Source organism: Streptomyces sp. enrichment culture, assembly GCF_964273145.1.
Lineage (GTDB): Bacteria > Actinomycetota > Actinomycetes > Streptomycetales > Streptomycetaceae > Streptomyces.
Map to the genome: position 1 here is coordinate 496162 of NZ_OZ186873.1, position 25141 is coordinate 521302.

22 protein-coding genes and 6 pseudogenes are annotated in these 25141 nt (G+C 71.4%); 18 read left to right on the top strand and 10 right to left on the bottom strand.

Features of this window, described 5'->3' with window-relative positions; all coding sequences use genetic code 11:
- Positions 1 to 565 precede the first annotated feature (565 nt).
- Complete coding sequence (locus tag ACSU6Z_RS02225; protein ID WP_437042322.1) at positions 566 to 1297, bottom strand: DJ-1/PfpI family protein; 732 nt, start codon at positions 1295 to 1297, stop codon at positions 566 to 568.
- Positions 1298 to 1596: 299 nt separating this feature from the next.
- A complete protein-coding gene (locus tag ACSU6Z_RS02230) occupies positions 1597 to 2250 on the bottom strand; it encodes an HD domain-containing protein (RefSeq protein ID WP_437042324.1) in 654 nt (217 codons plus the stop codon).
- Positions 2251 to 2303: 53 nt separating this feature from the next.
- Here ACSU6Z_RS02230 and ACSU6Z_RS02235 point away from each other — a divergent pair, with 53 nt between their 5' ends.
- Positions 2304 to 3386 carry a GlxA family transcriptional regulator gene (locus tag ACSU6Z_RS02235; RefSeq protein WP_437042327.1) on the top strand — a complete coding sequence of 361 codons (1083 nt, stop codon included), beginning with the start codon at positions 2304 to 2306 and terminating at the stop codon, positions 3384 to 3386.
- A gap of 372 nt (positions 3387 to 3758) precedes the next feature.
- On the opposite strand, the gene ACSU6Z_RS02240 is transcribed toward ACSU6Z_RS02235, so the two are convergent.
- Positions 3759 to 4274: a MarR family winged helix-turn-helix transcriptional regulator gene (locus ACSU6Z_RS02240; protein WP_437042329.1), complete on the bottom strand. Its 516-nt coding sequence runs from the start codon at positions 4272 to 4274 to the stop codon at positions 3759 to 3761.
- 56 nt (positions 4275 to 4330) lie between these two features.
- Positions 4331 to 4648, bottom strand: a complete 318-nt coding sequence (locus ACSU6Z_RS02245; RefSeq protein ID WP_437042331.1) for a hypothetical protein — start codon at positions 4646 to 4648, stop codon at positions 4331 to 4333.
- Positions 4649 to 4730: 82 nt separating this feature from the next.
- Between ACSU6Z_RS02245 and ACSU6Z_RS02250 the strand changes: the two genes are divergently transcribed.
- A complete protein-coding gene (locus ACSU6Z_RS02250; RefSeq protein WP_437042333.1) occupies positions 4731 to 5642 on the top strand; it encodes a dioxygenase family protein in 912 nt (303 codons plus the stop codon).
- Positions 5643 to 6415: 773 nt separating this feature from the next.
- The gene (locus ACSU6Z_RS02255; protein ID WP_437042335.1) at positions 6416 to 7951 is read left to right on the top strand and encodes an alanine/glycine:cation symporter family protein; all 1536 of its coding nucleotides are present in this window, start codon (positions 6416 to 6418) and stop codon (positions 7949 to 7951) included.
- A gap of 348 nt (positions 7952 to 8299) precedes the next feature.
- Here the strand turns inward: ACSU6Z_RS02255 and ACSU6Z_RS02260 are convergent.
- Positions 8300 to 9579 (bottom strand): annotated as a pseudogene (locus tag ACSU6Z_RS02260) (cation:proton antiporter).
- Between the two features lie 31 nt (positions 9580 to 9610).
- Here ACSU6Z_RS02260 and ACSU6Z_RS02265 point away from each other — a divergent pair.
- From ACSU6Z_RS02265 to ACSU6Z_RS02285, 5 genes and pseudogenes are all read left to right on the top strand, one after another.
- Positions 9611 to 10024 carry a hypothetical protein gene (locus ACSU6Z_RS02265; RefSeq protein WP_437042337.1) on the top strand — a complete coding sequence of 138 codons (414 nt, stop codon included), beginning with the start codon at positions 9611 to 9613 and terminating at the stop codon, positions 10022 to 10024.
- A 156-nt stretch (positions 10025 to 10180) separates the two neighbouring features.
- Positions 10181 to 10591 carry a VOC family protein gene (locus tag ACSU6Z_RS02270; RefSeq protein ID WP_437042339.1) on the top strand — a complete coding sequence of 137 codons (411 nt, stop codon included), beginning with the start codon at positions 10181 to 10183 and terminating at the stop codon, positions 10589 to 10591.
- Positions 10592 to 10678: 87 nt separating this feature from the next.
- Positions 10679 to 11413, top strand: a complete 735-nt coding sequence (locus tag ACSU6Z_RS02275; protein ID WP_437042340.1) for a hypothetical protein — start codon at positions 10679 to 10681, stop codon at positions 11411 to 11413.
- 41 nt (positions 11414 to 11454) lie between these two features.
- Positions 11455 to 11811, top strand: a pseudogene (locus tag ACSU6Z_RS02280) (helix-turn-helix domain-containing protein); the annotation flags it as partial.
- A 182-nt stretch (positions 11812 to 11993) separates the two neighbouring features.
- Entirely contained in the window at positions 11994 to 12308 is a 315-nt protein-coding gene (locus ACSU6Z_RS02285) for a hypothetical protein (RefSeq protein WP_401738210.1), read from the top strand.
- A 22-nt stretch (positions 12309 to 12330) separates the two neighbouring features.
- Here the strand turns inward: ACSU6Z_RS02285 and ACSU6Z_RS02290 are convergent, their stop codons facing one another.
- Complete coding sequence (locus ACSU6Z_RS02290) at positions 12331 to 13206, bottom strand: IS5 family transposase (protein WP_437042342.1); 876 nt, start codon at positions 13204 to 13206, stop codon at positions 12331 to 12333.
- On the opposite strand from ACSU6Z_RS02290, the gene ACSU6Z_RS02295 reads away from it, so the two are divergent.
- On the top strand, positions 13205 to 14182 hold the full coding sequence (locus ACSU6Z_RS02295) for a potassium transporter TrkG (RefSeq protein WP_437042345.1): 978 nt from the start codon (positions 13205 to 13207) through the stop codon (positions 14180 to 14182). The two genes, ACSU6Z_RS02290 and ACSU6Z_RS02295, sit on opposite strands and share 2 nt — an antisense overlap.
- Positions 14183 to 14208: 26 nt before the next feature.
- Positions 14209 to 14532 (top strand): annotated as a pseudogene (locus ACSU6Z_RS02300) (helix-turn-helix domain-containing protein); the annotation flags it as partial.
- A gap of 19 nt (positions 14533 to 14551) precedes the next feature.
- Here the strand turns inward: ACSU6Z_RS02300 and ACSU6Z_RS02305 are convergent.
- Positions 14552 to 15411, bottom strand: a protein-coding gene (locus tag ACSU6Z_RS02305; protein WP_437042347.1) for an IS5 family transposase whose coding sequence is annotated in 2 segments (ribosomal slippage) — positions 14552 to 15048 and positions 15048 to 15411 — 861 coding nt in all. Because the reading frame shifts where the segments join, the coding sequence is not laid out codon by codon here.
- Positions 15412 to 15473: 62 nt separating this feature from the next.
- Between ACSU6Z_RS02305 and ACSU6Z_RS02310 the strand changes: the two are divergent.
- Positions 15474 to 16332: pseudogene (locus ACSU6Z_RS02310) on the top strand (IS5 family transposase).
- Positions 16333 to 16343: 11 nt separating this feature from the next.
- On the opposite strand, the gene ACSU6Z_RS02315 reads toward ACSU6Z_RS02310, so the two are convergent.
- On the bottom strand, positions 16344 to 16937 hold the full coding sequence (locus ACSU6Z_RS02315) for a dihydrofolate reductase family protein (protein WP_437042350.1): 594 nt from the start codon (positions 16935 to 16937) through the stop codon (positions 16344 to 16346).
- Positions 16938 to 17006: 69 nt separating this feature from the next.
- Between ACSU6Z_RS02315 and ACSU6Z_RS02320 the strand changes: the two genes are divergently transcribed.
- Entirely contained in the window at positions 17007 to 17585 is a 579-nt protein-coding gene (locus tag ACSU6Z_RS02320; protein ID WP_437042352.1) for a TetR/AcrR family transcriptional regulator, read from the top strand.
- A 162-nt stretch (positions 17586 to 17747) separates the two neighbouring features.
- A pseudogene (locus ACSU6Z_RS02325) lies at positions 17748 to 17981 on the top strand (NAD-binding protein); the annotation flags it as partial.
- Between the two features lie 235 nt (positions 17982 to 18216).
- Here ACSU6Z_RS02325 and ACSU6Z_RS02330 read toward each other — a convergent pair.
- Entirely contained in the window at positions 18217 to 18417 is a 201-nt protein-coding gene (locus ACSU6Z_RS02330; RefSeq protein WP_437042354.1) for a ferredoxin, read from the bottom strand.
- Between the two features lie 19 nt (positions 18418 to 18436).
- On the bottom strand, positions 18437 to 19690 hold the full coding sequence (locus ACSU6Z_RS02335; protein ID WP_437042355.1) for a cytochrome P450: 1254 nt from the start codon (positions 19688 to 19690) through the stop codon (positions 18437 to 18439).
- Between the two features lie 202 nt (positions 19691 to 19892).
- Between ACSU6Z_RS02335 and ACSU6Z_RS02340 the strand changes: the two are divergent.
- The 5 genes and pseudogenes from ACSU6Z_RS02340 to ACSU6Z_RS02360 all read left to right on the top strand — a co-directional run.
- Positions 19893 to 20405, top strand: a pseudogene (locus tag ACSU6Z_RS02340) (IS5 family transposase); the annotation flags it as partial.
- 344 nt (positions 20406 to 20749) lie between these two features.
- The gene (locus ACSU6Z_RS02345) at positions 20750 to 21919 is read left to right on the top strand and encodes a SchA/CurD-like domain-containing protein (RefSeq protein ID WP_437042357.1); all 1170 of its coding nucleotides are present in this window, start codon (positions 20750 to 20752) and stop codon (positions 21917 to 21919) included.
- Positions 21920 to 22055: 136 nt separating this feature from the next.
- Positions 22056 to 22520, top strand: coding sequence for a cupin domain-containing protein (locus ACSU6Z_RS02350; RefSeq protein ID WP_437042359.1), 465 nt, complete (start codon positions 22056 to 22058; stop codon positions 22518 to 22520).
- On the top strand, positions 22517 to 23785 hold the full coding sequence (locus ACSU6Z_RS02355) for a beta-ketoacyl-[acyl-carrier-protein] synthase family protein (protein WP_437042362.1): 1269 nt from the start codon (positions 22517 to 22519) through the stop codon (positions 23783 to 23785). Before ACSU6Z_RS02350 ends, ACSU6Z_RS02355 begins: the two co-directional genes overlap by 4 nt.
- A complete protein-coding gene (locus ACSU6Z_RS02360; RefSeq protein WP_437042364.1) occupies positions 23782 to 25029 on the top strand; it encodes a ketosynthase chain-length factor in 1248 nt (415 codons plus the stop codon). Before ACSU6Z_RS02355 ends, ACSU6Z_RS02360 begins: the two co-directional genes overlap by 4 nt.
- Positions 25030 to 25141: the final 112 nt, after the last annotated feature.

Below are 25141 nucleotides of genomic sequence, written 5' to 3' on the forward strand. Positions count from 1 at the left end.
CGCGGGTCCGCCCGGCCACGGCCTGTGCGTGGAGCACGACGGCCGCTGCCGGCACAGGGCGGGGACCGCCGCGAGAAGCCCGGCCGGCGAGCCGTCACCGCCGTCGCTCGCGTCGTGCCGGAGCGGATCGCCGGCCGGGGTGATGGGTGACCGCTCGCCGAATGCGACGCGGCAAGAGGGAGCCGCCAGGACCGCGGAGCGTCGGGGAACGCCGGTGGCGGAGCCGCGGGCGGGTCCATCCCCCGGACAGGGGGCGGGCGCGGTGTTCGGCCCTGCCGTCGGTCCGGCCCGGGCGCGAGTCGACCCACGACTCGCGCCCGGGCCGACCGGGGCGTGCCACCAGGCGGAACCCCTGTCGCCGGGACGGGAGTCGACGGTTCGGGACGCGGTGGGCGCCGGCGCGGCGAGAAGGCGGCGGCCCTGCGGGCGGTGCGACGACGGACGCGTGGGCACAGTGTCGCCCGACGGACCTCCCGGGCCCGCCCCGCTCCCCCGTTACGACAGCGCCCGGGTCACCGCGAGGGTCGCCCCGGCCGGACATGGGGACGGGGTCGCCGGAACCCGCTCACCGGTTGTTCCGCGCCGTCCACACCGTGCCGCGGGCCTCGTACTCGAGCATCTCCTCCAGACCGACCGCGGCGTCCGCGCCGAGTTCCCGGCGCACCAGCCACAGGGCCAGGTCCAGTCCGGAGGTCACCCCGCCGGCGGTGACCAGGTCGCCGTCGTCGACCACGCGGGCGTTCTTCAACACGCCGCCCTGCCGTTCCAGGTCGGCCCGCGCCCGGTGGTGGGTGGTGCAGGGGCGTCCCGCGGTCAGCCCGGCGGCGGAGAGCAGCATCACGCCCGTGCACAGCGCGCTGACGGTCAGGCCCGGGCGGGTCGCGGCGGCCAGGGCCCGGGGCAGGGAGCCCCGCCGGATCTCGGCCCACACGCCGGGATCCTCCTTGCGCGCGTACCCGCCGCCGGGGACGACGAGGAGGTCGGCCTTCTCGGGAGCCCATCCGTGGTCGACGCGCACTTCGGTGCCGTAGGCGGCCTTGACGGTGCGGGGGCCGTCGAGCGCGACGTAGCGGACCTCCACCTCCCGGCCGGCGAAGTATTCCGAGGCGGAGAGCACCTCGTACGGGGCGGTGAAGTCGAGTTCCTCCACCCCGTCGAACATGACGACGTGCACGCGCAGGGGACGGTCGCGTCCGGGAGCCGCGGGTGCCGCCGCGGCGGCCCGGGTGGCGGCGCCGGCCGTCAGTGTCGCGGCTCCGAGCGCGGTGGTGGCGTGCAGGAGGGTACGGCGGTTCATCTCGGTCGGTACTCCACTTCTCGGTCGGTCACGAATGGGGAAGCGTCTCGTCCGCCGGGTACGGCGGTGCCGGCGAGCCGGCCGGTGACCCGCGTGTCGTACGGCACCGTCTCCCGGGCGCCGTGAGCGCCCGGTACGGGGACGGCGTCCGGGGGCGGACGGGCGCGGAGCGCTCGGCGGGGGCACGGCGTCGTCCGTGCCGTCCCGCGGTCCGAAGGAGGCGGTGAGCACCTCCCGCGGCCCGGTGAGGTCGAGTTCCCGCGCCGTGTCGAACGGCGGGATCCCGTGCGTGGTCCTGCTCAGTTGCCCCAGCGCGCGGTGTCGGCCATGGCCTCCATCCGGGTCCTGTGCGGCGGCACGGACCTCTCCCGCAGCAGTTCGGAGGCGAGGGAGAAGGGCGGGGCCTTCTCCGGGCGGTGCCGCGCCTGGGCGACGATCTCGTCGGTGAGGGTGGTGGCCATGGACAGCCGCGGATAGGCGGCGTGGATCGCGGCCCCGGTGGCGTCGTCGACGCACTCCGTGTCCCAGCCGAAGTCCATGCCCGTCCCCTGGTGCACCAGGGCGCACAGGGTGCCGCGGCGCTCGGCGATGCCCGGGGTCGTGTGCAGGGCGACGGCCTCCCACACCGCGTCGACGTCGGCGGCGGGCAGGCCCTGTGCGGTGAGGAACTCCGCGGCCGTGTCGGCGCCGTCCACCTCGAACCGCTGGTGGCGGTCGCCCGCCCGCGTCAGACCGATGTCGTGCAGGACGCAGGCCAGGAACAGCAGCTCCGGATCGTAGTCGCGCCCCGGCTCCGCGCCCTGGTGGTCGGCGCGCAGGCGGGCGAACAGCGCGCTGCGGACGCTGTGGTTGGCGGTCGCGGTGGACTCCGCCTCGCGCACCAGGGCCAGCGCGCGACGGGTGACGGGAGTGTCGGGCAGCGTCGGGACGCCGGTGGTCGTCTCGTCGTTCATGGCATCGATGATCGGCGGCGGCAACCGCCCGTGACAGTGGCAGACTTGCCTCCATGCGAGAGGAAACTGCCACCTCCACCGCGCCCCACCGCGTGGCGGTACTGGTGATGGACGGCGTGCTGCCCCTGGACCTGGGCATCCCGGCCCAGGTGTTCATCACCGTGCCCGGTGACCCCTACGAGCTGGTGCTGTGCGGACGGACCGCGGGGCCGGTCCCGACCGCGGCGGGGTTCACCGTGACGGTGACGGCCGGGCTGGAAGCGGTGCGCGGCGCGGACACCGTGGTGGTTCCGGGGTACGCACCGCACCTGCGGGAACTCCCGGCGGACGTGCTGGCCGCGCTGGCCGAGGCCCATGCCGGGGGCCGGCGGATGGTGTCCATCTGCACCGGCGCGTTCGCACTGGCGGCGGCCGGGATCCTGGACGGCCGCAAGGCCACCACCCACTGGCGGTACACCGACGAACTGGCGGCGCGGTATCCGAGGGTGTCGGTGGACCCGCGCGTGCTGTACGTGGACGAGGGGCAGGTGCTGACCTCGGCGGGCGTCGCCGCCGGCATCGACCTGTGCCTGCACCTGGTCCGGAGTGACCTGGGGTCGCAGACGGCGAACCAGGTGGCGCGCGCCCTGGTCTCCGCTCCCCACCGCGACGGCGGGCAGGCGCAGTACATCAAGCGGCCACTGGCCCCCGACGCGTGCGGCGTCACCCTCGCGCCCACCCGGGCGTGGGCCCTGGCCCGCCTGCACGAACCGCTGACGGTCCCCCTGCTGGCCGCGCACGCTCACATGGCGCCCCGGACCTTCGCCCGGCGGTTCGTCGCCGAGACCGGCACGACGCCCCTGCGGTGGCTGCTCGCCGCCCGGCTCGACCGCGCCCGGGAACTGCTGGAGAGCACCGGACTCACCGTCGACCACATAGCCGACCGATGCGGTCTGGGCAGCCCCTCGAACCTCCGGCTGCACTTCCGGCGCGCCCTGGGGACGACGCCCACCGCCTATCGCGCGGCGTTCGCCCCGGCGGCACGGCCGTACCCCGCCCGGGCGCACACCCCGACGGCGGCTGCCGGCCCGGCGGCCGCCTCGCCGTCGGGGGCGGAAACGGCGGCGGGGATCCCGACCGCGGTCCACGGCGGTTGATTTCCCAGCCGTTGCCGCGGGAGGGCGCTCGATCCGGACGGCCGGTGGTCCGGGATGCTTCCGCGTCCGCCGGTGCCGGCGGTCGTCCGGGCGGGATGCCGGTGCTGGGGGCTGTCGTTCGGATCGGGCCGCGGAAAGGTGCCGGTGCCGGTCGGTGCCGGTGACCGCGCCCCGGCGCGTCACCGCTGCGGACACCTTGAGCATTTCCCGACGACTGCGGAAAGGAACTCCTGCGTCAGCACTACCTGACGTCGCCTCACCACCAGTGACGTAGCACCCGGACGTCTGCGTCGCGGCCGGGGCCGCACCCACCACGGGTGCGGTCCCCGCCGTGCGTGCCTCCCGCCCGTCGGGGCCGCCCTCACCGGCGGTCTACGCTCCCGGTTCGGCATCGCGCGCCTCGTCGTAGCGGGTGTAGACCGCGCTCATCCGCCCCGAGGGGTCCAGAGTGGCCAGGAGGGCGTCCCCGATGGCCGCGAGCTGATCGATCTGCTCGTCGGTCAGCGCGTCGACGACGTGACGGCGGACGGTGCCGACGTGGCCGGGTGCCGCCTGCCGCACCTTCGTCCACCCGGCCCCGGTGAGCCGGGCGTTGGTCGCCCGGCGGTCCTCCGAGCAGGGGAAGCGTTCGACCAGGCCCCGCCTCTCCAGGCGCGACACCACGTGGGAGAGCCGGGGCAGGGTGGCGTTGGTCTGCTGGGCCAGCGCGGTCATGCGCAGCGTGCGCCCGGGCGCCTCGGAGAGCATGGCCAGGGTGTAGTACTCGAACTCCGTCAGGTCGGCGTCGTTGCGCAGCTGTGCGTCCAGCACGCCGGGCAGCAGTTCCAGGACCGCGCGGAGGCGTATCCAGGTGCGCAGCTCCCGCCGGTCGAGCCAGGGCGTGTCCACGGTCACATCCCCATCCGGAATAGTTGTAGTGACAAGTTTGCTGGGATCCACAGATGTCAATTGTCGCGACAACCATTATCCGGCAGGAGCACCGTCATGGCGCATGCGGGCATCATCGGCGCCGGCACCACGGGACGGCCGTCGCCGACCCCGTCGAGAAGGGCGGCAGCGCCGTCGAGCCGGCCGGCGGCGCCGCGCCGGCACCAGGGCCCGCCGCGCCCGTCGCCGGACCGCCGCCCCCGGCCGGGAGGATCGGCGCGTTCGCGCACGCCGGCCGCGGCCTCCCCATCGGCGAGGGCGGCTACGAATTCGTGCTCGGCGCGGTCGCGCCGCTCCCGGCCGTCGCCGGTGCCGGGCGCTCCCGCGTCGGCCACCTGCCCACCGGTCGCCGCCGGACCGCCCGGCCGGTGAGCGACTGATCCACGTCCCGCCCGCAGTCCCGACCGAGGAGCCCGCATGACCAGCTCAGCTTCCGCCACCACGGCCGCCGCCGACGCCCGCATACCGTCCTCGCACCCCTTCGTCGCGCATCTGCGGCACGCCGCCGCGCTCGAGGCCGCCGAACCACACCGCCCCTGGTCGCCGCAGGACGGCCCCCTGCCCAGCCTCTACCTCTCGCACGGCGGCGGCCCCCTGCCCTTCGAACGCCCCGAGTGGCTGACCCCCCTGCACGCGTGGGCCCGCAGCCTGCCCAAACCGAAGGCCATTCTGATCGTCTCCGCACACTGGGAGTCCGCGCCGCTGTCGCTGAGCGCCGCCCGGCCGGACGAGCTCGTCTACGACTTCGGCGGCTTCGACGCGCTGTACCACACCTTCCGCTACGACACCCCGGACGCCGGCGAGCTGGCCCGTCAGGTGGCGGGGCTCATGCCGGGCACCGAGCGGGTGCATCAGCACACCCACCGCGGACTGGACCACGGCGCCTGGGTGCCCCTGAAGATCATGTACCCGGCCGCGGACGTCCCGGTACTGCAGCTGAGCCTGCCCACCGAGGACCCCGACCGGCTGCTGGCCATCGGCGAGCGGCTGCGACCGCTGCGGGAGCAGGGGGTGCTGATGATCGGTTCGGGCCACATGACCCACGGCCTGCCGTTCCTCACCCGGGAGATGGTCCGGGAGAACAAGGTGCCCGGCTGGTCCGCCGACTTCGACGCCTGGGCCGCCGAGGCACTGGAGCGCGGTGACGTCCACGAACTCGCCCGCTTCCGCAGCGCCGCCCCGGGAATGCCCTACGCCCACCCGACCGTGGAGCACTTCACGCCGCTGTTCGTCACGCTCGGCGCGGCCACCGCCCCCACCGGCCCGGTGCTGACGACCCTCGACGGCTACGGCCTCGGCCTGTCCCGGCGTTCCTTCCAGGTGGCCTGAGGACGGCGGGCCGGTTCCCGTCCCACGGCAACGGCCCGGACCGGGCGTGCCGGGCGGACACGCCCGCTCGGCCACCCGCCGGGTCGCCCCGGGGCCGGCCGGACGCCCCGGTCCGCGCACCACGGGGCAGCGGGATGGCACCCGTCCCGGCCACCGCCTCAGCGCCCGGCGGCGGCCTCACCGGCGCCGCCGCCACACCGCGCACCGGTCTGAAGGGCCGGACAGGGCGCCGCCCTCTCCCGCGCACCCCAGGCAGCCGTGGAGGAGGAACGGCACCCCCGCCCGCGCCGACCCCGGCAGCGCGGCACGGAGGGACAGGGCGTCCAGCGCGGCCGGGGCGGCCCTCGCCGCCGGACCCGCGGCGGCCGACGGGCCGAGCACCCCGGGTCCCGGTCGCCTCCCTCCTGCCACTCCGCGCCCGGTCGAGTCGGCACGCGCGGATATACGTGTCCGCTGAACGGATCTAGGACTCCGGATAACGGTCTGGTCTCGTTCGCTGGCGATTTCGAATGTCACCGACGGTTATGTGACGCACATCACCAAGGAAGCCGTGAAGGCCGTGGTAGAACTGCGCAACTCCGCAGTCGGCACCACCCTTCGCCAGCTGGTGGAGTCTCGGCACACCCGCGACAGAACGACCCAGGTGATCACGCTCCGAGTCCACGGAGCGCGCATCCGGAGTCGCCGATCGGACAACGGCGTTCGCTCACAGACCACACACCCTTCCGGCGTGCTCTCCCCCGCACCGGTACTGCGCCATCGAGGTAGCCACAGTGTCACTCGACTCCGTCACCACATCCGTCGACGAAGCCGTCAGCGGATTCTTCGAGCCCATAGCGACCTGGCTCGGAGAGGTCGTCTTCTATGCCGTCCCGGTCGGGGGCGCGGACCTTCCGCTGATCGTCGCCTGGCTGGTGGTCGCCGGTCTGGTGTTCACGGGCTGGTTCGGGTTCGTCCAGCTCCGCAAGTTCAAGCTGGCCGTCGACGTGGTGCGCGGAAAGTACGACGAGAAGGGATCGGCCGGCGAGGTCAACCACTTCCAGGCGCTGACCGCCGCCGTCTCCGGCACCGTCGGCCTCGGCAACATCGCCGGCGTGGCCGTCGCCGTCTCCATCGGCGGCCCCGGTGCCACCTTCTGGATGATCTTGTGCGGCCTGCTCGGCATGGCCACCAAGTTCGTCGAGGTGACCCTCGGCGTGAAGTACCGGGAGGTGCACGCCGACGGCACCGTCTCCGGCGGCCCCATGCACTACCTACCCAAGGGCCTGGCGGACCGCTTCGGCAGGAACGGCAAGCGGCTCGGCAAGATCCTCGCGGTCCTGGCCTCCTTCATGGTGCTCTTCTTCGGCCTGTTCGGCGGCAACCTCTTCCAGGTCAACCAGTCCTACGCCCAGCTGGTGTCCGTCACCGGCGGCGAGGACGGACCGATGGGCTCCTCCGCGGGCGCGTTGTTCTTCGGCATCCTGGTCGCGGCGCTCGTCGGCATCGTGCTGCTCGGCGGCATCCGCTCCATCGCCAACGTCACCAGCAGGCTCGTCCCCGCCATGGCGGGCATCTACATCCTGGCGTGTCTGACGGTCGTCCTGGTGCACGTCACGGCCGTTCCCGCCGCCGTCGCCACGATCGTCGAGGGCGCCTTCAACCCCCAAGGCGTCGCAGGCGGTGTGCTCGGCGCCCTGATCATCGGCTTCAAGCGGGCCGCCTTCTCCAACGAAGCCGGCCTCGGCTCCGCCCCGATCGCCCACTCCGCGGTCAAGACCGGGCACCCGGCCAGCGAGGGCCTGGTCGCGCTGCTCGAGCCGTTCATCGACACCGTCGTCATCTGCACGATGACCGCGCTGACCATCGTCATCGCCAACCCCTCCAGCTGGGCCGAGGCCCGCGCGGGCGAGTCCATCGGCGGCGTCACGATCACGTCCGACGCCTTCGCCACGGTGCTGCCCTGGTTCCCGTACGTCCTCGCCGTAGCCGTGCTGCTGTTCGCGATCTCGACGGTGCTGACGTGGGGCTACTACGGCCTCAAGGCCTGGACGCACCTCTTCGGCCGCAGCAGGACCAGCGAAGTGACGTACAAGGTCGTCTACACCCTGTTCGCGATCGCCGGATCGCTGCTGACGCTGCAGACCCTCATCGACATGGCCGACGCGGTGCTCTTCATGCTCGCCGTCATCAACATCATCGGCCTCTACCTCCTCGCCCCGGTCGTCAAGCGCGAACTGAACTCCTTCCTGGAGTACGTCCGCGCCCGCGACGCCGGTGGGATCACGGAGGACGACGAAGACCGGGAGTCGGTGAGGACCACCGTCTGACCGCCCCCGCGGCACCGGCTCCCGAGCGGGCCCGTGCACACCTCGCGCCTCGGTGTGCACGGGCCCGCTCGTCCTCCCCTTCCACGCCCTCGGCCTTCGTCCCGACGGCGTCCCGCCGCCGGGACGGTCGACGGACGCCGCGGACAACGGACACGACCCGGCCGGCCCGTGTCACCCGAACGGGGCAGGCGGCCTCCCGCTCACCGTCGCCACGCCCTCAGCAGCCGCAGACTCGTCACGCCAGGAGGACGAGCACCCCCGCGGCCAGCACGGGCGGACCAGGACCCGGGAGGACGTACATCGCGGCCCCCACCGCCGTCGGAGCCGCGCCCAGCACGGTCAGCCGCCTCATGCCCCCGCCCCCGGCCCGCGCACACCGTGCTCTGCCCGGTCGGCACGACCGGCCTCCTTGTCCCCGTCCGGCGAGGACCCCGCGTCCTGCGGCTCGGGAATGCCGGCGAGGTGCTCGACGTCGAAGATCCTCGCGATGGGCACGTCGGTGCTGCCGTGGGCGATGATCGAGAAGGCGATGCACACGGCGATGAGCGTGTACGCCTGATCCCCCTGCGGGATGCCGGCCTGGAGCACGAGCAGGCCGTACACCACGGAGGCGAAGCCCTTCGGGCCGAACCACGCGGCCACCAGCCCCTCCCGGCGGTCGAACCGTGCCCCGATCAGCGAGATGAGCATCGACGCCGGGCGGATCAGCACGATCGCCAGGAACACCGCCACGTATCCGCCGAACGACAGGTCACCGAAGAGCTGCGGTGTCAGCAGGGCGCCGAAGACCAGCAGCGCGGCGAACTTCGCCAGTTCGGCCAGAGCCTCGCCCAGCGGCTCGAAGGCCGTCTTGCCCTCCGGTGACACGGCGGTGAGGACGGCACCCGCGGAGAAGCCGCCAAGGAGGGGTTGGCGTGCGTGAGGTGGCACGCGGCGTACAGGATGACCCCCGTGGCGAGCGGCAGCAGCGGCTGCAGCTCGGGCTCCGCGCCCGGCAGGCGGAACCGCACGAGACCGCTGACCAGCAGCGGCAGCGCGACACCGAAAAGGAGCCCGAGCCCCAGTTCCAGCGCGATCTTCCCCAAGGACGCTTCCGCGTGGCCACCGGCCGGACCGGCGGCGACGATCAGGATCAGCACCAACGGGAGCGCGAGCCCGTCGTTGACGCCGCTCTCCACGTTCAGCAACTGCCGCAGCTTCGAAGGCACCTCCTTGCGCCCCACGATGGCCGAGGCGAACACCGGGTCGGTCGGCGCCAGGACGGCGCCGACGAGGAAGGACGTCGTCCAGTCCAGCCCGACCAGGCAATGGGTGATCAGCGCCATGCCGGCGAAGGCGAGCGGCATGCCGAGCCCCAGGGCGCGCGCCGGGTACCTCCAGTTCTCCCTGAGCTTGGGGAACGACACGTGCATGCCGTCGGTGAACAGCACCGCGAACAATGCCAGATCGGCGGTGACCGCGACGATGCCACTGTCCGGCGCGATGTGGACGAGACCCGGGAATCCGTCGCTGACGAGCGCTCCGCCGACGAGGAAGAGGAACGAGGTGGACAGTACGGTCCGGGCGGCGACGCCGGAGAGCAGGACCGCCACGAGCAGAGCGGTACCGAAGACCGCGACGAGCACCACGGAGACCAACCCCGATCGACCCCAGGCGGTCGTGGTGGGGTTCGCCGCGGCGATCGCCGTCGGCACCGCTCTGCTGATGCTGCCCCTCGCGACGCCGGGCCCGGACCACGCCGGTCTGCCGGAGGCGTCGTTCACCGCGACGTCGGCGGTGTGCGTGACCGGACTGGTCGTGGTGGACACGCCCACGCACTGGAGCGGCTTCGGGCAGGTCGTGATCCTGGTGCTGATCCAGCTGGGCGGCCTGGGCATCATGGCCTTCGCCTCCGTGCTGGGTGTGCTGGTCTCGCGCCGGATGGGGTTGCGTGCCCGCCTCACCGCGGCGGCGGAGACCAAGACGCTCGGACTGGGCGACGTACGAGCCGTGGTCACCAAAGTGGTCAAGGGCAGTCCGGTGTCGGAGGCGATCATCGCCCTGCTCCTGACGCTGCGGCTCGGTCTCGGCTAGGGCGTGTATCGAAAATGCCGGTCAGGACCATTTGGTCTTTGGCAATCGGGACTAGGACCAGCGCCCGATGGCGCACAGCCACTCGATCTTTAAGCTCGCTGCTATCCAAGCCCACGGACACAGTCACTGGGCCTGTCCCCGTCACGAGGTGGAACGATGCCGGCCGACGCCTCAGCTCATATCCGCATAGCCCGACCCTCACACGACCTCCGAGCGGCGGAACGCTTCTGGGTTTCAGGTCTTGGCCTCGACGTCCTGTACCAGCACGCGGCGGACGGCACCCCAGGCCGGAGCTCGCTCCTGATGGTCGGCTGGCCCGAGGCCAGCTGGCATCTGGAACTCGTTCACGATCCTGCCGCCCCTTTGGAACCGCAGCCAACCGATGAAGACCTGCTGGTCATCTACCTCGGCGAACCAGTACCCGACTCCCTCATGGAGCGGCTTGAGCGGCATGGTGGTAAGCGAGTGCCCGCCCATAATCCGTACTGGGACACCTGGGGCGTGACTTTTCAGGACCCCGACGGCTATCTGCTGGTGCTGTCCACTCGCACCTGGTCCAACTCCTAAGGGCTGTCCCGTAATGATCAAGGAAGAGTGCGGCTCCGCCCTCTGGCTGGTTGACACCTGGGGCTCCGGGAGCGGTTGAATGCCGTGGTGACGGACTGGACGCAGGTGGTGGACGCCCACGGGGAGACTGAGCGAGTGCCGGTGCTCCTCGATTTGGTCGAGCGTGAGGAAGCTCCCGAGGCATGGGAGGAGCTTTGGGATCGTCTATGCCTGCACGGTGAGACTGTCTCGCCGGCGAGCTTTACCGCTCTGCCCCGGTTGGCGGACTTGGCCCCCGCAACTGCGCAGGCTCTTGAACTGGCGGGCGCCATCGCGCGCGGCACTTTGCAGCATCCTGACGGGGAAGTTCTGCTCGCGGGCCGTCCGGAGGTGCTCAGCCGACTGCGCGACCTGGCGGACCAGCGACTGCGGAGCCGCCCTGCCGAGTACGACCGGGTCTTCGGTGATCTGCTCGCGCTCGCGGGGCAGTACCACTGGAGTGCCGCCCTGGAGAACTTCGCCGACGACTTCTACACGGTGTCCTGTCCGCACTGCGTGGCGGAGGTGACCATCGCAATCGGGGACTACGGCTTCTACTCGGCTATCCGCGACTGGGATCGCGGCGACGTCGAGCGGCGGGAACTGCTGCCGGCCCAAGTCGAGGAGCTTCCCGACCCCGGCCGCTGGATGCACGCCACGGCGGTCCGCGATGGGCAACAGCGCATCGCGGAGGGCATCAGGCACCCCTTCGGCCGTGCTGAGTGCCCGACTTGCGCCAGTGTGTTCAGCGTCGCGGACGCCTACACGAGCGCGAACCTTCCCCCAGCGCTGGAGACTGCCTGAGCTGGGAGAAAGGCGTAATCTTCACCTGCCATGATCTTGGTATGGCTGGTGTGATCATGGCTTCGGAGCCTTCGTGGATAGTCCCGTTCACCGGGCTGAGCCCGCAGCTCTTCCGCAAGCTGATCACCGTCCTTCGCCGTGAGGGCGCGGACGAGGTCCGCCGGGGGCGCCCGTGGTCACTGCCGCTTGAGGATCGGGTCCTGCTCGTGGCCGTCTACTGGCGAACCAACCTGACGCTGCGGCAGATCGCGCCGCTGTTCGGCATCTCGAAGTCCGCGGCCGACCGGATAGTCACCAGCACGGCGCCGTTGCTCGCGCTCAAGCAACGGCAGCGGTTCCGCAAGGGCACAGTGCTCATCGCGGACGGCACTCTCGTGCCCACTCGCGACCAAGTAGTCGAACACGAGTGGCCTTTCGTACGCAGGAAATAAATCACCACAGCGGTGCGCGGGCCAGTGGCCTCCACGGCGGCAGAAGGCGTCGGCGCTCTGCTCCATCGCAGCGCGGAGGAAGGGAAACGCCTGCCGGCGCCCTAGGCCTGTTGTGAAAGTGCTGGTCGGCGGGTTGTTAGGGTCTGGTCGTGCGTCTGAAGATTGAGATATCCGTCCCGGAGAGTCATGTAGATGTAGTGATCGAGGCTCTCCATGCGGCCGGGGCGGGCCGGATTGGCGAGTACGCGCGGTGTTCCAGCGTGTGGAGGGTGACCGGCAACTGGCAGTCGTTGCCTGGCTCGCAGCCGTATGACGGTGAGGTGGGCGTCGTGCAGCACAGTGAGGAATGCAGGATCGAATCGGTCTGTGATGCGGAGCAAGCTCGCGCCGTCCAGCAAGCGGTCCGCGACGCCCACCCGTACGAGGAAGCGGTCATCCACTTCCTCCCCCTGTATGAGCCATAAGTCGGCCGACCGACCGCATGCATCAGAGCCACTCGTTGATGGCCGCGACGAGGACGGTTGCCTCGTAGCGGACGGCGAGTTTGTCGTATCGCGTGGCCACGGCCCGGTGCCGCTTAAGGCGATTTATGCCGCACTCAACCGCGTGGCGCTCGCGGTAGTCGACCGAGTCGAAGCGCGGCGGCCGACCGCCGCGGGAGCCGAGCTTCTGGCGGTTGCGCGCCTGGTCAACCTTGTTCGGAATGGTGCAGCGGATCCCGCGGCGGCGCAGATAGGCGCGGTTCCTACGGGAGGCGTACGCCTTGTCGGCCCGCACGCGGTCGGGACGGACTCGTGGCCGGCCCGCCCCGATGCGGGGCACGCGCACCTTTGCCAGCACGGGCTCGAACTGCGGTGAGTCCCCGCGCTGCCCTGCTGTCACCACGATCGACATGGGCTTCTGCCCCTGCTCGACAGCCAGGTGCAGCTTGGTGGTGAACCCGCCGCGCGACCTTCCCAGTCCATGATCCTGTGGCTCGGTGAAGATGCCGCCCGGCGGTTCTTTCTGCAGATCACCCTCCTTGCGGGCTCCGGCCGCATGCTGATGAGCGCGGCAGACCGTGGAGTCGACGCTCAGGTCCCAGACGATCGCACCCTTCACGTCAGCCAGGGACTGGAGCTTCGTGAGGATCCGCTGCCAGGTGCCGCTCCGCTGCCACCGGCGGAACAGGTCATAGACCCGGTTCCACGGTCCGTACTCGACGGGGACGTCCCGCCACGGAACGCCGGTCCGGACCCGGAACCGTATGCCGTCGATCAGCTGCCGCCGAGGCCAGATGGGCGGCCTCCCTGTCCTGGCCCCCTTCGGCAACAACGGCTCCAGCACCGCCCACTGCTCATCCGTGAGATCTCCCCGCCCCATGGACCGTGATCATTCATCGCTCAAGATCGACTTTCGATACACGGCCTACGACACCTCCTGGCCCCGGGCGGTCTGGCTCGGGGTCTTCCACTCGGTCTCAGCGTTCAACAACGCCGGGTTCGCCCTGTACTCCGACAGCCTGATGTCCTTCGCCACCGATCCGTGGATCTGCCTGCCCATCGCGTTCGCGGGCATCGCCGGCGAACTGGGTTTCCCAGTGCTGTTCGAACTGCGCCGCCGGTGGCGAAGGCCACCGACATGGTCGCTGCACACGAAGATCCTGGTGTGGGCGAGCGGGGTCTTCCTCGTGGGCGGCAGCGTCCTCATCACCACGGTCGAATGGACCAACCCCGCCACGCTGGGCCCCCTGGACACGCCCGGCAAGCTGCTGGCCGGCTCCCTCCAAGGTGTCATGCCGCGCACCGCGGGCTTCCACAGCGTCGACACCGGCCGGATGCACCCGACCAGTTGGCCGGGCATGGACGTGCTGATGTTCGTCGGCGGCGCCAGCGCCGGTACGGCGGGCGGCAGCCGACCACCTTCGTCGTCCTGCTGTCTGTGGTCTACGCCGAAGTCAGGGGGCGCGGGATCGGTCAACATCTTCCAGCACCGTCTGCACGGCGACATCCGGCGCCAGGCCCTGACGGTCGTCCTGCTGCCGGTGGCCGCCGTCGTCGGTACGACCATGGCTTTCATGATCTTCACCGAATACGACCTGGACCGCTCCCTGTTCGAGGTCGTCTCCGCCTTCGCCACCGCGGGGCTGTCCACCGGCATCACCGCCGACCTGCCCACGACGGAACAGATCCTGCTGATGTCCATCGGCCGGCTCGGCCCCATCACCGTGGCCTCCGCGCTCGCGCCGCGCAGCCGCGTCCGCATGTACGACCTGCCCGAGGAGCGACCCGTCATTGGCCAGTGCTCTGACCGGGAAGGTTCGCCGGGTTGGCGATTGGAACGGTTGGATGGGCGGTGACGTCCGTTCCGACCGCTGGAGGTGTGGTGGCCGAGCCTGTGCGGGTGCGCAGACTGACCGACCAGGAAGGGCAGAAGCTGCAGCGGATCGTGCGCCGGGGAAGTACAAGCTCGGTGCGTTACCAGCGCGCGATGATGCTGCTGGCCTCGGCGGGCGGGAACCGTGTTCCGGTGATCGCCCGGCTGGTCCAGGCCGACGAGGACACCGTTCGGGAGGTGATCCACCGGTTCAACGAGATCGGCCCGGACTGCTTGGACCCTCGGTGGGCGGGAGGCCGTCCCCGCCTGCTCACCCCTGACGACGAGGACTTCGTCATCCAGACGGCCACCACCCGCCTCAACAAGCTCGGCTAGAGATCGTCTTCAAAGGTCAGATCCAGAGCAGGATTGAGGCGATGGTGACGGCGGCCTGGTAGGACTCGCGGGTCTTGTCGTGGCGAGTTGCCAGGCCGCGCCACTGCTTGAGGCGGTTGAAGCAGCGTTCGACGACGTTGCGGCGGCGGTAGACGGACCGGTTGAAGCCGGGTGGCCGGCCGCCGCGTGTGCCGCGGTTCAGTCGGCCGAGGGCCTGGTCGACGCGTTCGGGGATCGTGTGCGCGATGCCGCGCCGGCGCAGGTAGGCGCGGATCTTCCGGGAGCTGTAGCCCTTGTCGGCGACCACGTGGTCGGGGCGGGTGCGTGGGCGTTTGGGCCCGATCCTGGGCACGCTGATCGAGCCCATGACCTGTTCGAAGCGGGTGCGGTCGTTGGCGTTGCCGCCTGAGAGGACGAAGCCGAGAGGGCGGCCGATTCCGTCGCAGGCGAGGTGGACTTTGGTGCTCAGTCCGCCTCGGGATCGGCCGAGGGCGTGATCACCCGCTTCGTCCCGGTCGACCGCCCCCTTTTGCCGCCGGCGGCGTGCTGGTGGGCCCGCACGATGGTGGAGTCGACCGACACCAGCCACTGGATGTCCCCGGCCGCGTCCTTCTCGGCCTGGATGGCCCGCAGCATGCGCGAGAAGGTGCCGTCCAGGGCCCACCTGCGGAAACGCGTGTACAGGGTCTGCCAGGAGCCGTACCGCTCCGGCACATCACGCCAGGCCGATCCGGTCCGCAGTTTCCACACGATCCCGTTCAGCACCACCCGGTCGTCCGAACGAGGCCGTCCCGCGGTCCCTGAACTCGGCAGCAACCGCGACAACACCGCCCACTCGGCATCCGAAAGTTCATGACGACGCACCACGACAAGCATGATCCCTCATCACATGGACACCTTTGAAAACGATCTCTAGGCCGTTTCGTTCGGATCATCGGATCGTTGGTCCCGGCGTGCCGTTGACTGATGCGCAGTGGGCGCGGATCGAGCCGCTACTTCCCGACCGGACGCCGAAGCGGGGTGGCCGCTGGCGGGATCACCGTGAGGTGATCAACGCGATCGCCTTCAAGTTCCAGACCGGAACGCAGTGGGTGCACCTGCCGGAGAAGTACGGCAACTGGCGAGGCGTCTACAACCGGCTGCGGATGTGGGCCGTCGACGGCACCTGGGAGCGGGTGTTCCCGCGCTGATCGCCCAGGCCGACGCGGAGGAGGACCTCAATTGGGCCGTGTCGGTGGACTCTACGATCGTGCGCGCTCACCAGCATGCGGCCGGGGCCCGCAAAAAGGGGCCCCGGTCGGCGAGCCCGACGACCACGCCATCGGCTGGTCCCGCGGCGGATTGACCACGAAGATCCACCTCGCCGCCGACGGCAGCTGCCGGCCCCTGGCCTTTCATCTCACCGCCGGGCAGGTCGGCGACGCACCCGCATTCGCGCAGGTGATGGCACGTCTGCGTGTTCCGCGCCGACGCGGACGGCCCCGCACCAGGCCAGATGTGGTTCTGGCGGACAAGGCGTACTCCTCACGCGCGATCCGCGCCCACCTTCACAAGCGCGGGATCCGCGCAGTGATCCCTGTCCCGGCGGGCCAGCAGGCCCACCGGCAGCGGCGCGGCAGCCAAGGCGGCAGGCCACCGGCCTTCGACCGCGACGCCTACAAGCAGCGCAACGCCGTCGAGCGGTGCATCAACCGCCTCAAGCGGTGGCGCGGTATCGCCACCCGCTACGAGAAGACAGCGACCATCTACCTGGCCGGACTCCATATCGCGGGCATCTTCTTCTGGTCCGCCCGCTGAACCGAAACTGCCTAGCGGCGGGTGAGGCGGGTGAGGGTGACCCCGCTGGGGAAGGCGGTGCGTTCGGCGACGTTGAAGACGGTGGGGTCGAAGGCACCGTCGACTACCGAGATTCCGGTACCGGCAACGACCGGATAGGTCTTGATCAGCAGCTCGTCAATCTCGGGCAACAGGGTGCCCGCGAGCCTTCCGCCCCCGCAGAGCCAGATGTCTGGGCCAGCGGCCATCTCGCCTTTGAGCTCGCGGATGAGGGCGCGCGGGTCGCTCGGCACGACGGTGACGGCTGGGTCGGTGTCCGGCTTGAGGGTGCTGGAAACGACGTACTGGCGCAGGTGCGCGTACGGGCTGGTGATCCCGTTGTCGACGGAGAGGCGGTAGGTGCCGAGGCCCATGACGACGGTGTCGAAACGCCGGTTGGGTGCGTCGGCGACGCCGACAGCCGCGCGGTAAGCGGTCGGGATGGTCTCCGGGTACAGCGCGTTCATCCAGGTCGAGTAGGCAGCGGCCTGCTGCTCGTCGCCCTGCGGGAAGAAGTCGAATTCGCCGCCGGGGCCGGCGATGCGGCCGTCGAGCGAAACACCGATGTAGTACACGAGCTTTCGCATAGTGATCCCCCACACGTAGTACTATGACTGAAGCGGTTTGAACGTAGTACTACACCTGGAGTGGTGTCAATGGTGAGACGGAACGACCAGCGGCGCGCGGCCCTCGTTGACGCGGCGATCGAGGTGCTGGCCCGAGAAGGCGCACGCGGCCTGACTTTCCGGGCTGTGGATGCCGAGGCAGCCGTTCCCGCCGGCACGGCGTCCAACTACTTCGCCAGCCGCGACGACCTGTTCACTGAGGCCGGCGCCCGGGTTTACGAGCGACTCCAGCCCGACGAGGCCACGATCGCCCGCCAGCGGGCGGCCGACCGCCACCGGGGGACCTACGCCGAACTGATGCGCGAGCTCGTCGGCCGCATCGCCTCCTTCCGCACCGGTTACCTCGCGCTGCTGGAACTCCGCCTTGAGGCCACCCGCCGCCCCGAACTGCGCAAGGTCCTCACTGAGCGAGTCCGGGCCGATGTCGACGCCAATGTCGCCTATCACGAGGCTTCCGGCCTCCCTGGCGACGCCACAGCGGTCAAGCTGCTCATGCTGACGCTGAACTGGCTGATCGTTGAGCAGCTCACCCTGCCGGACGTCTTCACAGAGGAAGAGCGTGAACAATTGGTGAGGGCCGCAGTGGAGCGCATCGTGGCCGCGGAGTAGAGGGCTTGGCCCCACCAATGACGCCGCCCGGCGCAGCGGAGGCAGACCGGACCGGCCTCGGCATGTGCCCGCCCTTGCTTCCCTACGCTGATCCGAAAGAAACGGCCTAGGAACCGCAGCGCCAGGACCCGGCGCATCGCCCACAACGACTCCGTCGTCGTCATCGGCCTGGGTCGCTTCGGCCGCGCCCTGGCCCTGGAACCGGTCGGCGAGGAGACCGAGGTCCTCAGCATCGACGAGGACCCGGACATCATGCAGATGGTGTCCGGTCACCTCACCCACGTGGTACGCGCCGACGCCACCAGGGAAGAGCTCCTGCGCCAGCTCGCCGTCCCCGAGTTCGACCGTGCCGTCGTCGCCATCGGGAGCGACCTGGAAGCCAGCATCCTGACCGCCTCCCTGCTGGTCTCCTTCGGCGTCCGTGACGTATCGTCGCCGGCCGCACCCGGGCGACCGAGCGGTTCAGCGAACTCCAGTAGGCCACGACCGCATCGGCACAGGGCCGGCCGGAAGGTGCCCAGCGGTGACGGGAGCGCACAGGGTTCGTCGTGGGGGACGTCCAGAACCGTCACGACGCGCCCCGGCACGAGGGCGGCCGGTCACGCGGCGGGTGGTCTCCGAAGAGCCGGGGTCAACCGGTGCCGGTCACCCGGATCGCCGCCGCGGGGCACACGGCCGCCGCCTCGCGCGCGGCGGCGTGGTGCTCGGGGGCGGGTTCGGGGGTCAGGAGGGTGACGATGCCGTCCTCGTCCCGCTGGTCGAAGACCTCCGGCGCGGTCAGGACACAGGCACCGGCTCCGCAGCACTTGTCCTGGTCGACGGTGAGTCTCACGGTTCGTCTCCTTCCCGGGTCACCAGCGGACGGGGACTTCGCGCAGACCGCCGACGAGGAGCCCCTCCGTCTTGCGCAGTTCGGCGACGGGGACGGCGAGGCGCAGGGTGGGCACGCGGGCGAGCAGGGTCTCCAGGACGACCTGGAGTTCGGTGCGGGCCAGGGCCTGGCCGAGACAGGAGTGCGGTCCCGCGCCGAAGGTCAGGTGGGGGTTGGGAGTGCGGGCGAGGTCCATGGTGTCGGCGTCGCCGAAGGCCCGCTCGTCGCGGTTGGCGGCCGGCATGCTGCACACGACCGTGCTGCCCGCGGGGACGAGGTGCCCGCCGATCCCGGCGTCCTCGCCGAGGTAACGCAGCACACCGAAGCCGAGATTGGTGTCGAAACGCAGGGACTCCTCGACGGCGGTGCGCACCAGCGAGGGGTCGGCCAGCAGCCGTTCCCAGCGGCTGCGGTCGGCGAGCAGCAGGGAGACCATCTTGCCGATCATGTTGGCGGTGGTCTCGTGGCCGGCGACGAGCAGGCCCATGCCGGTGGCCACGAGTTCGTCGTCGCTCAGGCCGCCGTCGTCGTCCCCCTCGCCTTTCGCGTCCTCGTTCCGCGCGATGAGGGCGCTGAGGAGGTCGTCGGCCGGTTCGGCGCGCTTGGCGGCGATGTGGCCGGACATGTAGGCGACGAACTCCTGCTGGGCGGTGTGGATCTCGTCGGCGGTGTAGCGGGTGACGCTCAGGAAACTGTCGGACCAGTACGCGAAGCGGTTCCGGTCCCGCGCGGGAACGCCGAGGAGGTCGCAGATGACGTGGACGGGGAAGGGGAAGCCGAGGCTCGCCCGCAGGTCGGCGGGGGCGCCGTCGGCGAGCATGGCGTCGACGAGGTCCTCGGCGAGGCGGGTCATGCCGGGGCGCAGGGCGGTCATCCGCTTGGCGGTGAAGTACCCGCCGACCAGGCGCCGCCAGCGCCGGTGCGGCTCGCCCCGGTCGGGGATCGCGACGGCGGTGCTGCCGGTGACGGCGGCTCCGCCGGTGCCCTCCGGTGCCAGCCGCGCGGCGCCGTCCCGCTCGGTGGGCCGGACGAACCGGGGGTCGGAAAGCAGGGTGCGGACATCGTCGTAGCGGGTCAGGTACACCGCCGTGTCACCGCTGGGCAGCGTGGCGTGGGCGACGGGGCACCGCGCGCGCAGCTCCTCCCACTCGGCGGGCGGGTCCAGCGGGGTGTCACCGGACAGGGGCAGGCGGACGGACAGCGGTGCGTGGGGACGTTCGGCCTGGTCGGTCATCGGGCGTCTCCTCGTGGAGTGGAGGCGGTGGGGGTGCGCACTGCGACGGAAGGACCGATGAAATGCACCGTACAGCGAAAGTGCCTGGCGCACTGAAAGCGCGTCATGCAATTGACCGGCATCGGGCACGACGGCCGGAAATCGACGGCCGGGTGGCGCTTGGAGTGGGGCGGCGCGGCTTTGACGTTCCCGGGAGGACGCCGCGGTCGACGCCTCGCACGTCCGGGCCCTCAAAAGGGGGGCTCACACCGGACCTTCGCCGGTCGACCGCGGCCGCCCCGGCAGCAAGCACCCCCTGATCACCGACCGGCACGGCACGGCCCTTGCGGTGTCGCTGACCGGCGGAAACCGTCACGACGTCACCCAGCTCATACCCCTGCTGGACGCGATCCCCCGCATCCGCGGCCTGGTGGACCGGCCCCGGCACCGGCCCAGGCGTCTGTTCGCCGACCGCGGCCACGACCACGACAAGCACCGTCGCCTCCTCCGCGCTCGCGGCATCACGCCGAAGATTGCCCGCAAGGGCACCGCCCACGGATCCGGCCCGGGCAGGACCAGGTGGGCCGTCGAGCGCACCTTCGCCCGGCTCCACCAGTTCAAACGCCTGCGGACCCGCTACGAGACACGCGCCGGCCTCCCCCTGGGACTGCTCCAACTCGCTTGCAGCGTCATCTGCTTGCGACGACTCCGCACCTCGTTCCGAAATGATCAGTGAGTAATCCTCAGGTGAAAACCGGGGGCGTTGCGGGCCACCACGAGCGCCCGCAACGCCCCCTCCCCATGTGCTCCCCACGCGTTCCCCCCATGCCTGCCCACCCGCCGCGGACGCCCGGGTCCTCCCGGTCCCCCCGCAACCGCCGGAGGCACCCCGGTCCGCGGGCGCTCCGCCCGCCCGCCGGGGGAATCCTCCGGCGCCCCTTCCGCCCGGTTCCCCCCATTGGCCCGTAGCGCTCGCAAAGTCCGCCGCGCCGTCCCACGCTGAAGGCCCGGAGCCGAGCGTCGTTCGCACGCCGGACGCGGGCGACCGCCGCTTGTTCCCGCCAAGGAAGGGCCTGCCCGATGACCAGTGCCAAGTCAATATCACAATCCGCGTTCGACGGCTCCAGGCTGCGAGTCCTCCTGCACGTCGACCTCCAGGAAGGCGCCCAGCAACGGTTCCTCGACGCGTACGAGCAGATGCGCCACCATGTCGCGTCGCTCCCCGGCCACCTCGGTGACCAGTTGTGCCAGTCCGCGGAGAACCCGTCCCAATGGCTCATCACGAGCGAGTGGGAGAGCGCTCCGCCCTATCTCGCATGGGTGAACAGTGAAGATCACATCGAGACGGTCGGACCCATGCAGAGCTGTGTCCGCGACCTGCGGTCGGTGCGCTACCACATCGTCCGTGAGACCGGCGGCACCGCTGCGTCCCCCGCCCGGGCCGCCCGCGGAGTCCACAAGACCGCCAAGGCGGCGAAGACCACCGGCGCAGCCGACGACGGCTACGCGCCCCCACGCGAGGGGGACGGCTTGATCCGCCACGCGCTGACCTTCACCGTCAAGCCCGGTTCCGAGTCGAAGGTCGCCGAGATCCTCGCCGGTTACGCACCGCCGGAGTCCCGCGTCGACGACACCACGCGACTGCGTCGCACCACCCTGTTCATGCACGGCAACCGGGTCGTGCGCACCGTCGAGGTCCAGGGCGACCTGATCGCCGCGCTGCGCCACGTCTCCCGGCAGCCGGAGGTGCGGGCCGTCGAGGAGGCCCTCAACCCGCACCTGGAACGGAGCAGGGATCTGGACGACCCCGAGTCCGCCCGGGCCTTCTTCATCCTGGCGGCCATGCCGGCCGTGCACCACGTGACCCGGGGCGGCCCGGAGCCGTCCGGCCTGCGGCGCCACGCGCTGTACTACCCGGCCCGCGCGGGCTGCGGGCTGATGCTGGCCCGGCTCCTGGCCCAGCAGGACGGGAGGGCCGCGGACGATCCCGCCGGCCCGGTGTACCGCAGCACCGTCTTCCACCGTGACGACCTCGTCGTCCGGCTGGTCGACGTGCCGGGCGACCCCGAGGCCGATCCGGTCGGGGTCCTCGGCATCCGCGGCGAGAACAAGGCCGCCGTGCTGGGCCGCCTGCTCGACGGCGCGGCACTCGGCGTCGAGGGCCCCGTCACGGGCGAGCGGGACGCGACCCGCCTCCTGGCGCACGCCGGCATGACGCTGATCACCGACCGAACGGCTCCCGGATCCTGACCGCGTACGGAGCGGTGCGGCGCAAGACCGCCCCGCGCGAACCTCCGCAAGCCACCCCTGGCCGCCACGTCCACCCCGCACCGGCCGGTACGGACGAGCCGGGCCTTCCCCCCATTGCCCCACCTGGAGACGGATCATGCACAAGACGAGCCCGCGCATCGTGGACATCGGCGAGATCGAGCCCAACCGCAAGCGCGGCGGCGATCTGCGCACCCTGCTCACCCCCCTCACCGTGGGGTCCACGAGCGGCTTCATGGGCCTGGCCATCATGCAGCCCGGCGAACGCATCAGTGAGCACTACCACCCGTATTCCGAGGAGTTCGTGTTCCTCGTCAAGGGCCGGCTGGAGGTCGACCTGGACGGCGAGACGTTCCCCCTCCGCTCCGACCAGGGCCTCATGATCCCCATCGACATGCGGCACCGCTTCCGCAACGTCGGCGACGAGGAGGCCCGGATGGTCTTCCACCTGAGTCCGCTGGCGCCGGAGCCGCGCCTCGGCCACGTCGACACCGAGGCCACGGCCGAGGGCGAGGACCTCAAGCCGTACCCGCTCGTCCACGGGGAGGGCGTCCGGCCCGAACGGCCCGGGGTGCCCTCGTGACCCGGCGGGTGGCGGTCACCGGCATCGGCGTCGTCGCACCCGGCGGGATCGGGGCGCCGGCCTTCTGGGACCTGCTGTCCAACGGCCGGACGGCGACCCGCGGCATCACCCTGTTCGACCCCGAGGGGCTGCGGTCCCGCATCGCGGCGGAGTGCGACTTCGACCCGGTCGCGCGGGGACTGGACCCCGAGCGGACGGGGAGCCTGGACCGCTACGTCCAGTTCGCCCTGGTCGCCGCGGCGGAGGCGGTGGCCGACTGCGGCATCGACTTCGGCCGGGAGGACCCGTGGCGCGTGGCCGTCTCCCTGGGCAGCGCGGTGGGCGGCACGACCCGCCTGGAGCACGACTACGTCCTGGTCAGCGAACGGGGACGGCGCTGGGACGTCGACCACCGCGCCGCCGAGCCGCAGCTGCATCTGGCGTTCTCGCCCAGCACGCTGGCCTCGGTCGTCGCGGAGCGGTTCGGCGTCCTCGGCCCGGTGCAGACCGTCTCCACCGGCTGCACCTCCGGGCTGGACGCGGTGGGCTACGCCTTCCACGCCATCGAGGAGGGCCGCGCGGACGTCTGCATCACCGGGGCGTCGGACTCCCCGATCTCCCCGATCACCATGGCCTGCTTCGACGCCATCAAGGCGACGTCGCCGAACAACGACGACCCGGCGCACGCCTCGCGGCCCTTCGACGCCCACCGGGACGGGTTCGTCATGGGCGAGGGCGCCGCGGCGCTCGTCCTGGAGGAACTCGAGCACGCCCGGGCCCGGGGCGCGCCCGTCTACTGCGAGATCGGCGGCTACGCCACGTTCGGCAACGCGTACCACATGACCGGCCTGACCAGTGAGGGCCTGGAGATGGCCCGGGCCATCGACAGCACGCTCGAGCACGCCCGCGTGGACCCCTCGGACGTCGACTACGTCAACGCGCACGGCTCGGGCACCCGCCAGAACGACCGCCACGAGACCGCCGCGGTCAAGCGGTCCCTGGGCGCCCACGCCTACGACACGCCCATGAGCTCGATCAAGTCCATGGTGGGCCACTCGCTGGGCGCGATCGGCGCGATCGAACTCGTCGCCTGCGTCCTGGCCATGGCCCACCAGGTGGTGCCGCCGACGGCGAACTACGAGACCCCGGACCCCGAGTGCGACCTGGACTACGTACCCCGCACCGCGCGTCCCCGCAGGCTCGGCAACGTGCTCTCGGTGGGCAGCGGCTTCGGCGGGTTCCAGTCCGCGGTGCTCCTGAGGGGGCCGGGAGGGAGGAAAGCATGAGCGGTCAGCGGACCCGGCAGACCGCGATCACGGGGGTCGGCGTGGTCGCGCCCAACGGGCTGAGCACGGAGGTGTACTGGAAGTCCGTCAAGGAGGGCGTGAGCGTACTGGACCGGATCACCCGGGAGGGGTGCGGGCACCTGCCGCTCCGCGTCGCCGGCGAGGTCCGGGGCTTCGACCCCTCGGCGTTCGTCGAGGAGACGTTCCTCGTCCAGACCGACCGGTTCACCCACTTCGCGATGGCCGCGGCCGGCGCCGCTCTGGAGGACGCGGGGCTGGACGGCGCTCCGTCGGACTCGCCGTACTCCATCGGCGTGGTCACCGCCGCCGGTTCCGGCGGCGGTGAGTTCGGCCAGCGGGAACTGCAGAAGCTGTGGGGGCAGGGATCCCGGTTCGTCGGCCCCTACCAGTCCATCGCCTGGTTCTACGCGGCCAGCACGGGCCAGATCTCCATCCGCGGCGGCTTCAAGGGCCCCTGCGGGGTGGTGGCCAGTGACGAGGCGGGCGGCCTGGACGCCGTCGCGCACGCGGCCCGGATCGTGCGGCGGGGAACCGACGTGGTCGTGGTAGGGGCGGCCGAGGCGCCGCTCGCCCCGTACTCGATGGTCTGCCAGCTCGGCTACCCCGAACTCAGCACCGTCGAGGACCCCGCGGCCGCCTACCTCCCCTTCACCTCGGCGGCCTGCGGCTTCGTGCCCGCCGAGGGCGGGGCCGTGCTGATCGCCGAGGACGCGGAGCGGGCGCGGCGCCGTGGCGCGGCCGTCCGCGCCACGGTGGCGGGGCACGCCGCCACGTTCACCGGTGCCTCGCGCTGGGACCGCTCCCGGGAGGGACTCGCCCGTGCCGTGCGCGGCGCCCTGGACGAGGCCGGCTGCGCACCGGAGGAGATCGACGTGGTCTTCGCCGACGCACTGGGCATCCCGGAGGCGGACCGCGCCGAGGCGCTCGCCCTGGTCGACGCGCTCGGCCCGTACGGAACCCGGGTGCCCGTCACGGCCCCCAAGGCCGGCATCGGGCGGTCGTACTGCGGGGCGCCCGTGCTGGACGTCGCGGCCGCGGTGCTCGCCCTGGAACACGGTCAGGTACCGCCGACACCGGGCGTGCGCGACGTCTGCCACGACATCGACCTGGTGACCGCCGCGGCACGCCCGGCCGAACTGCGCACGGCCCTGGTCCTCAGCCGGGGACTCATGGGCTCCAACGCGGCGCTGGTCCTGCGCCGCGGCGGGGAGTCCACCGCGTAACGGCCCTCCATTCCCCCAACCCTGTCCCCTCCCCCCGCCCCCCGAAGCGTCCCACGCCCCCGTGGGACCGTCAGCGCCCCGAGCGCCCCCTGGAAACCGCCGCCCCACGCCC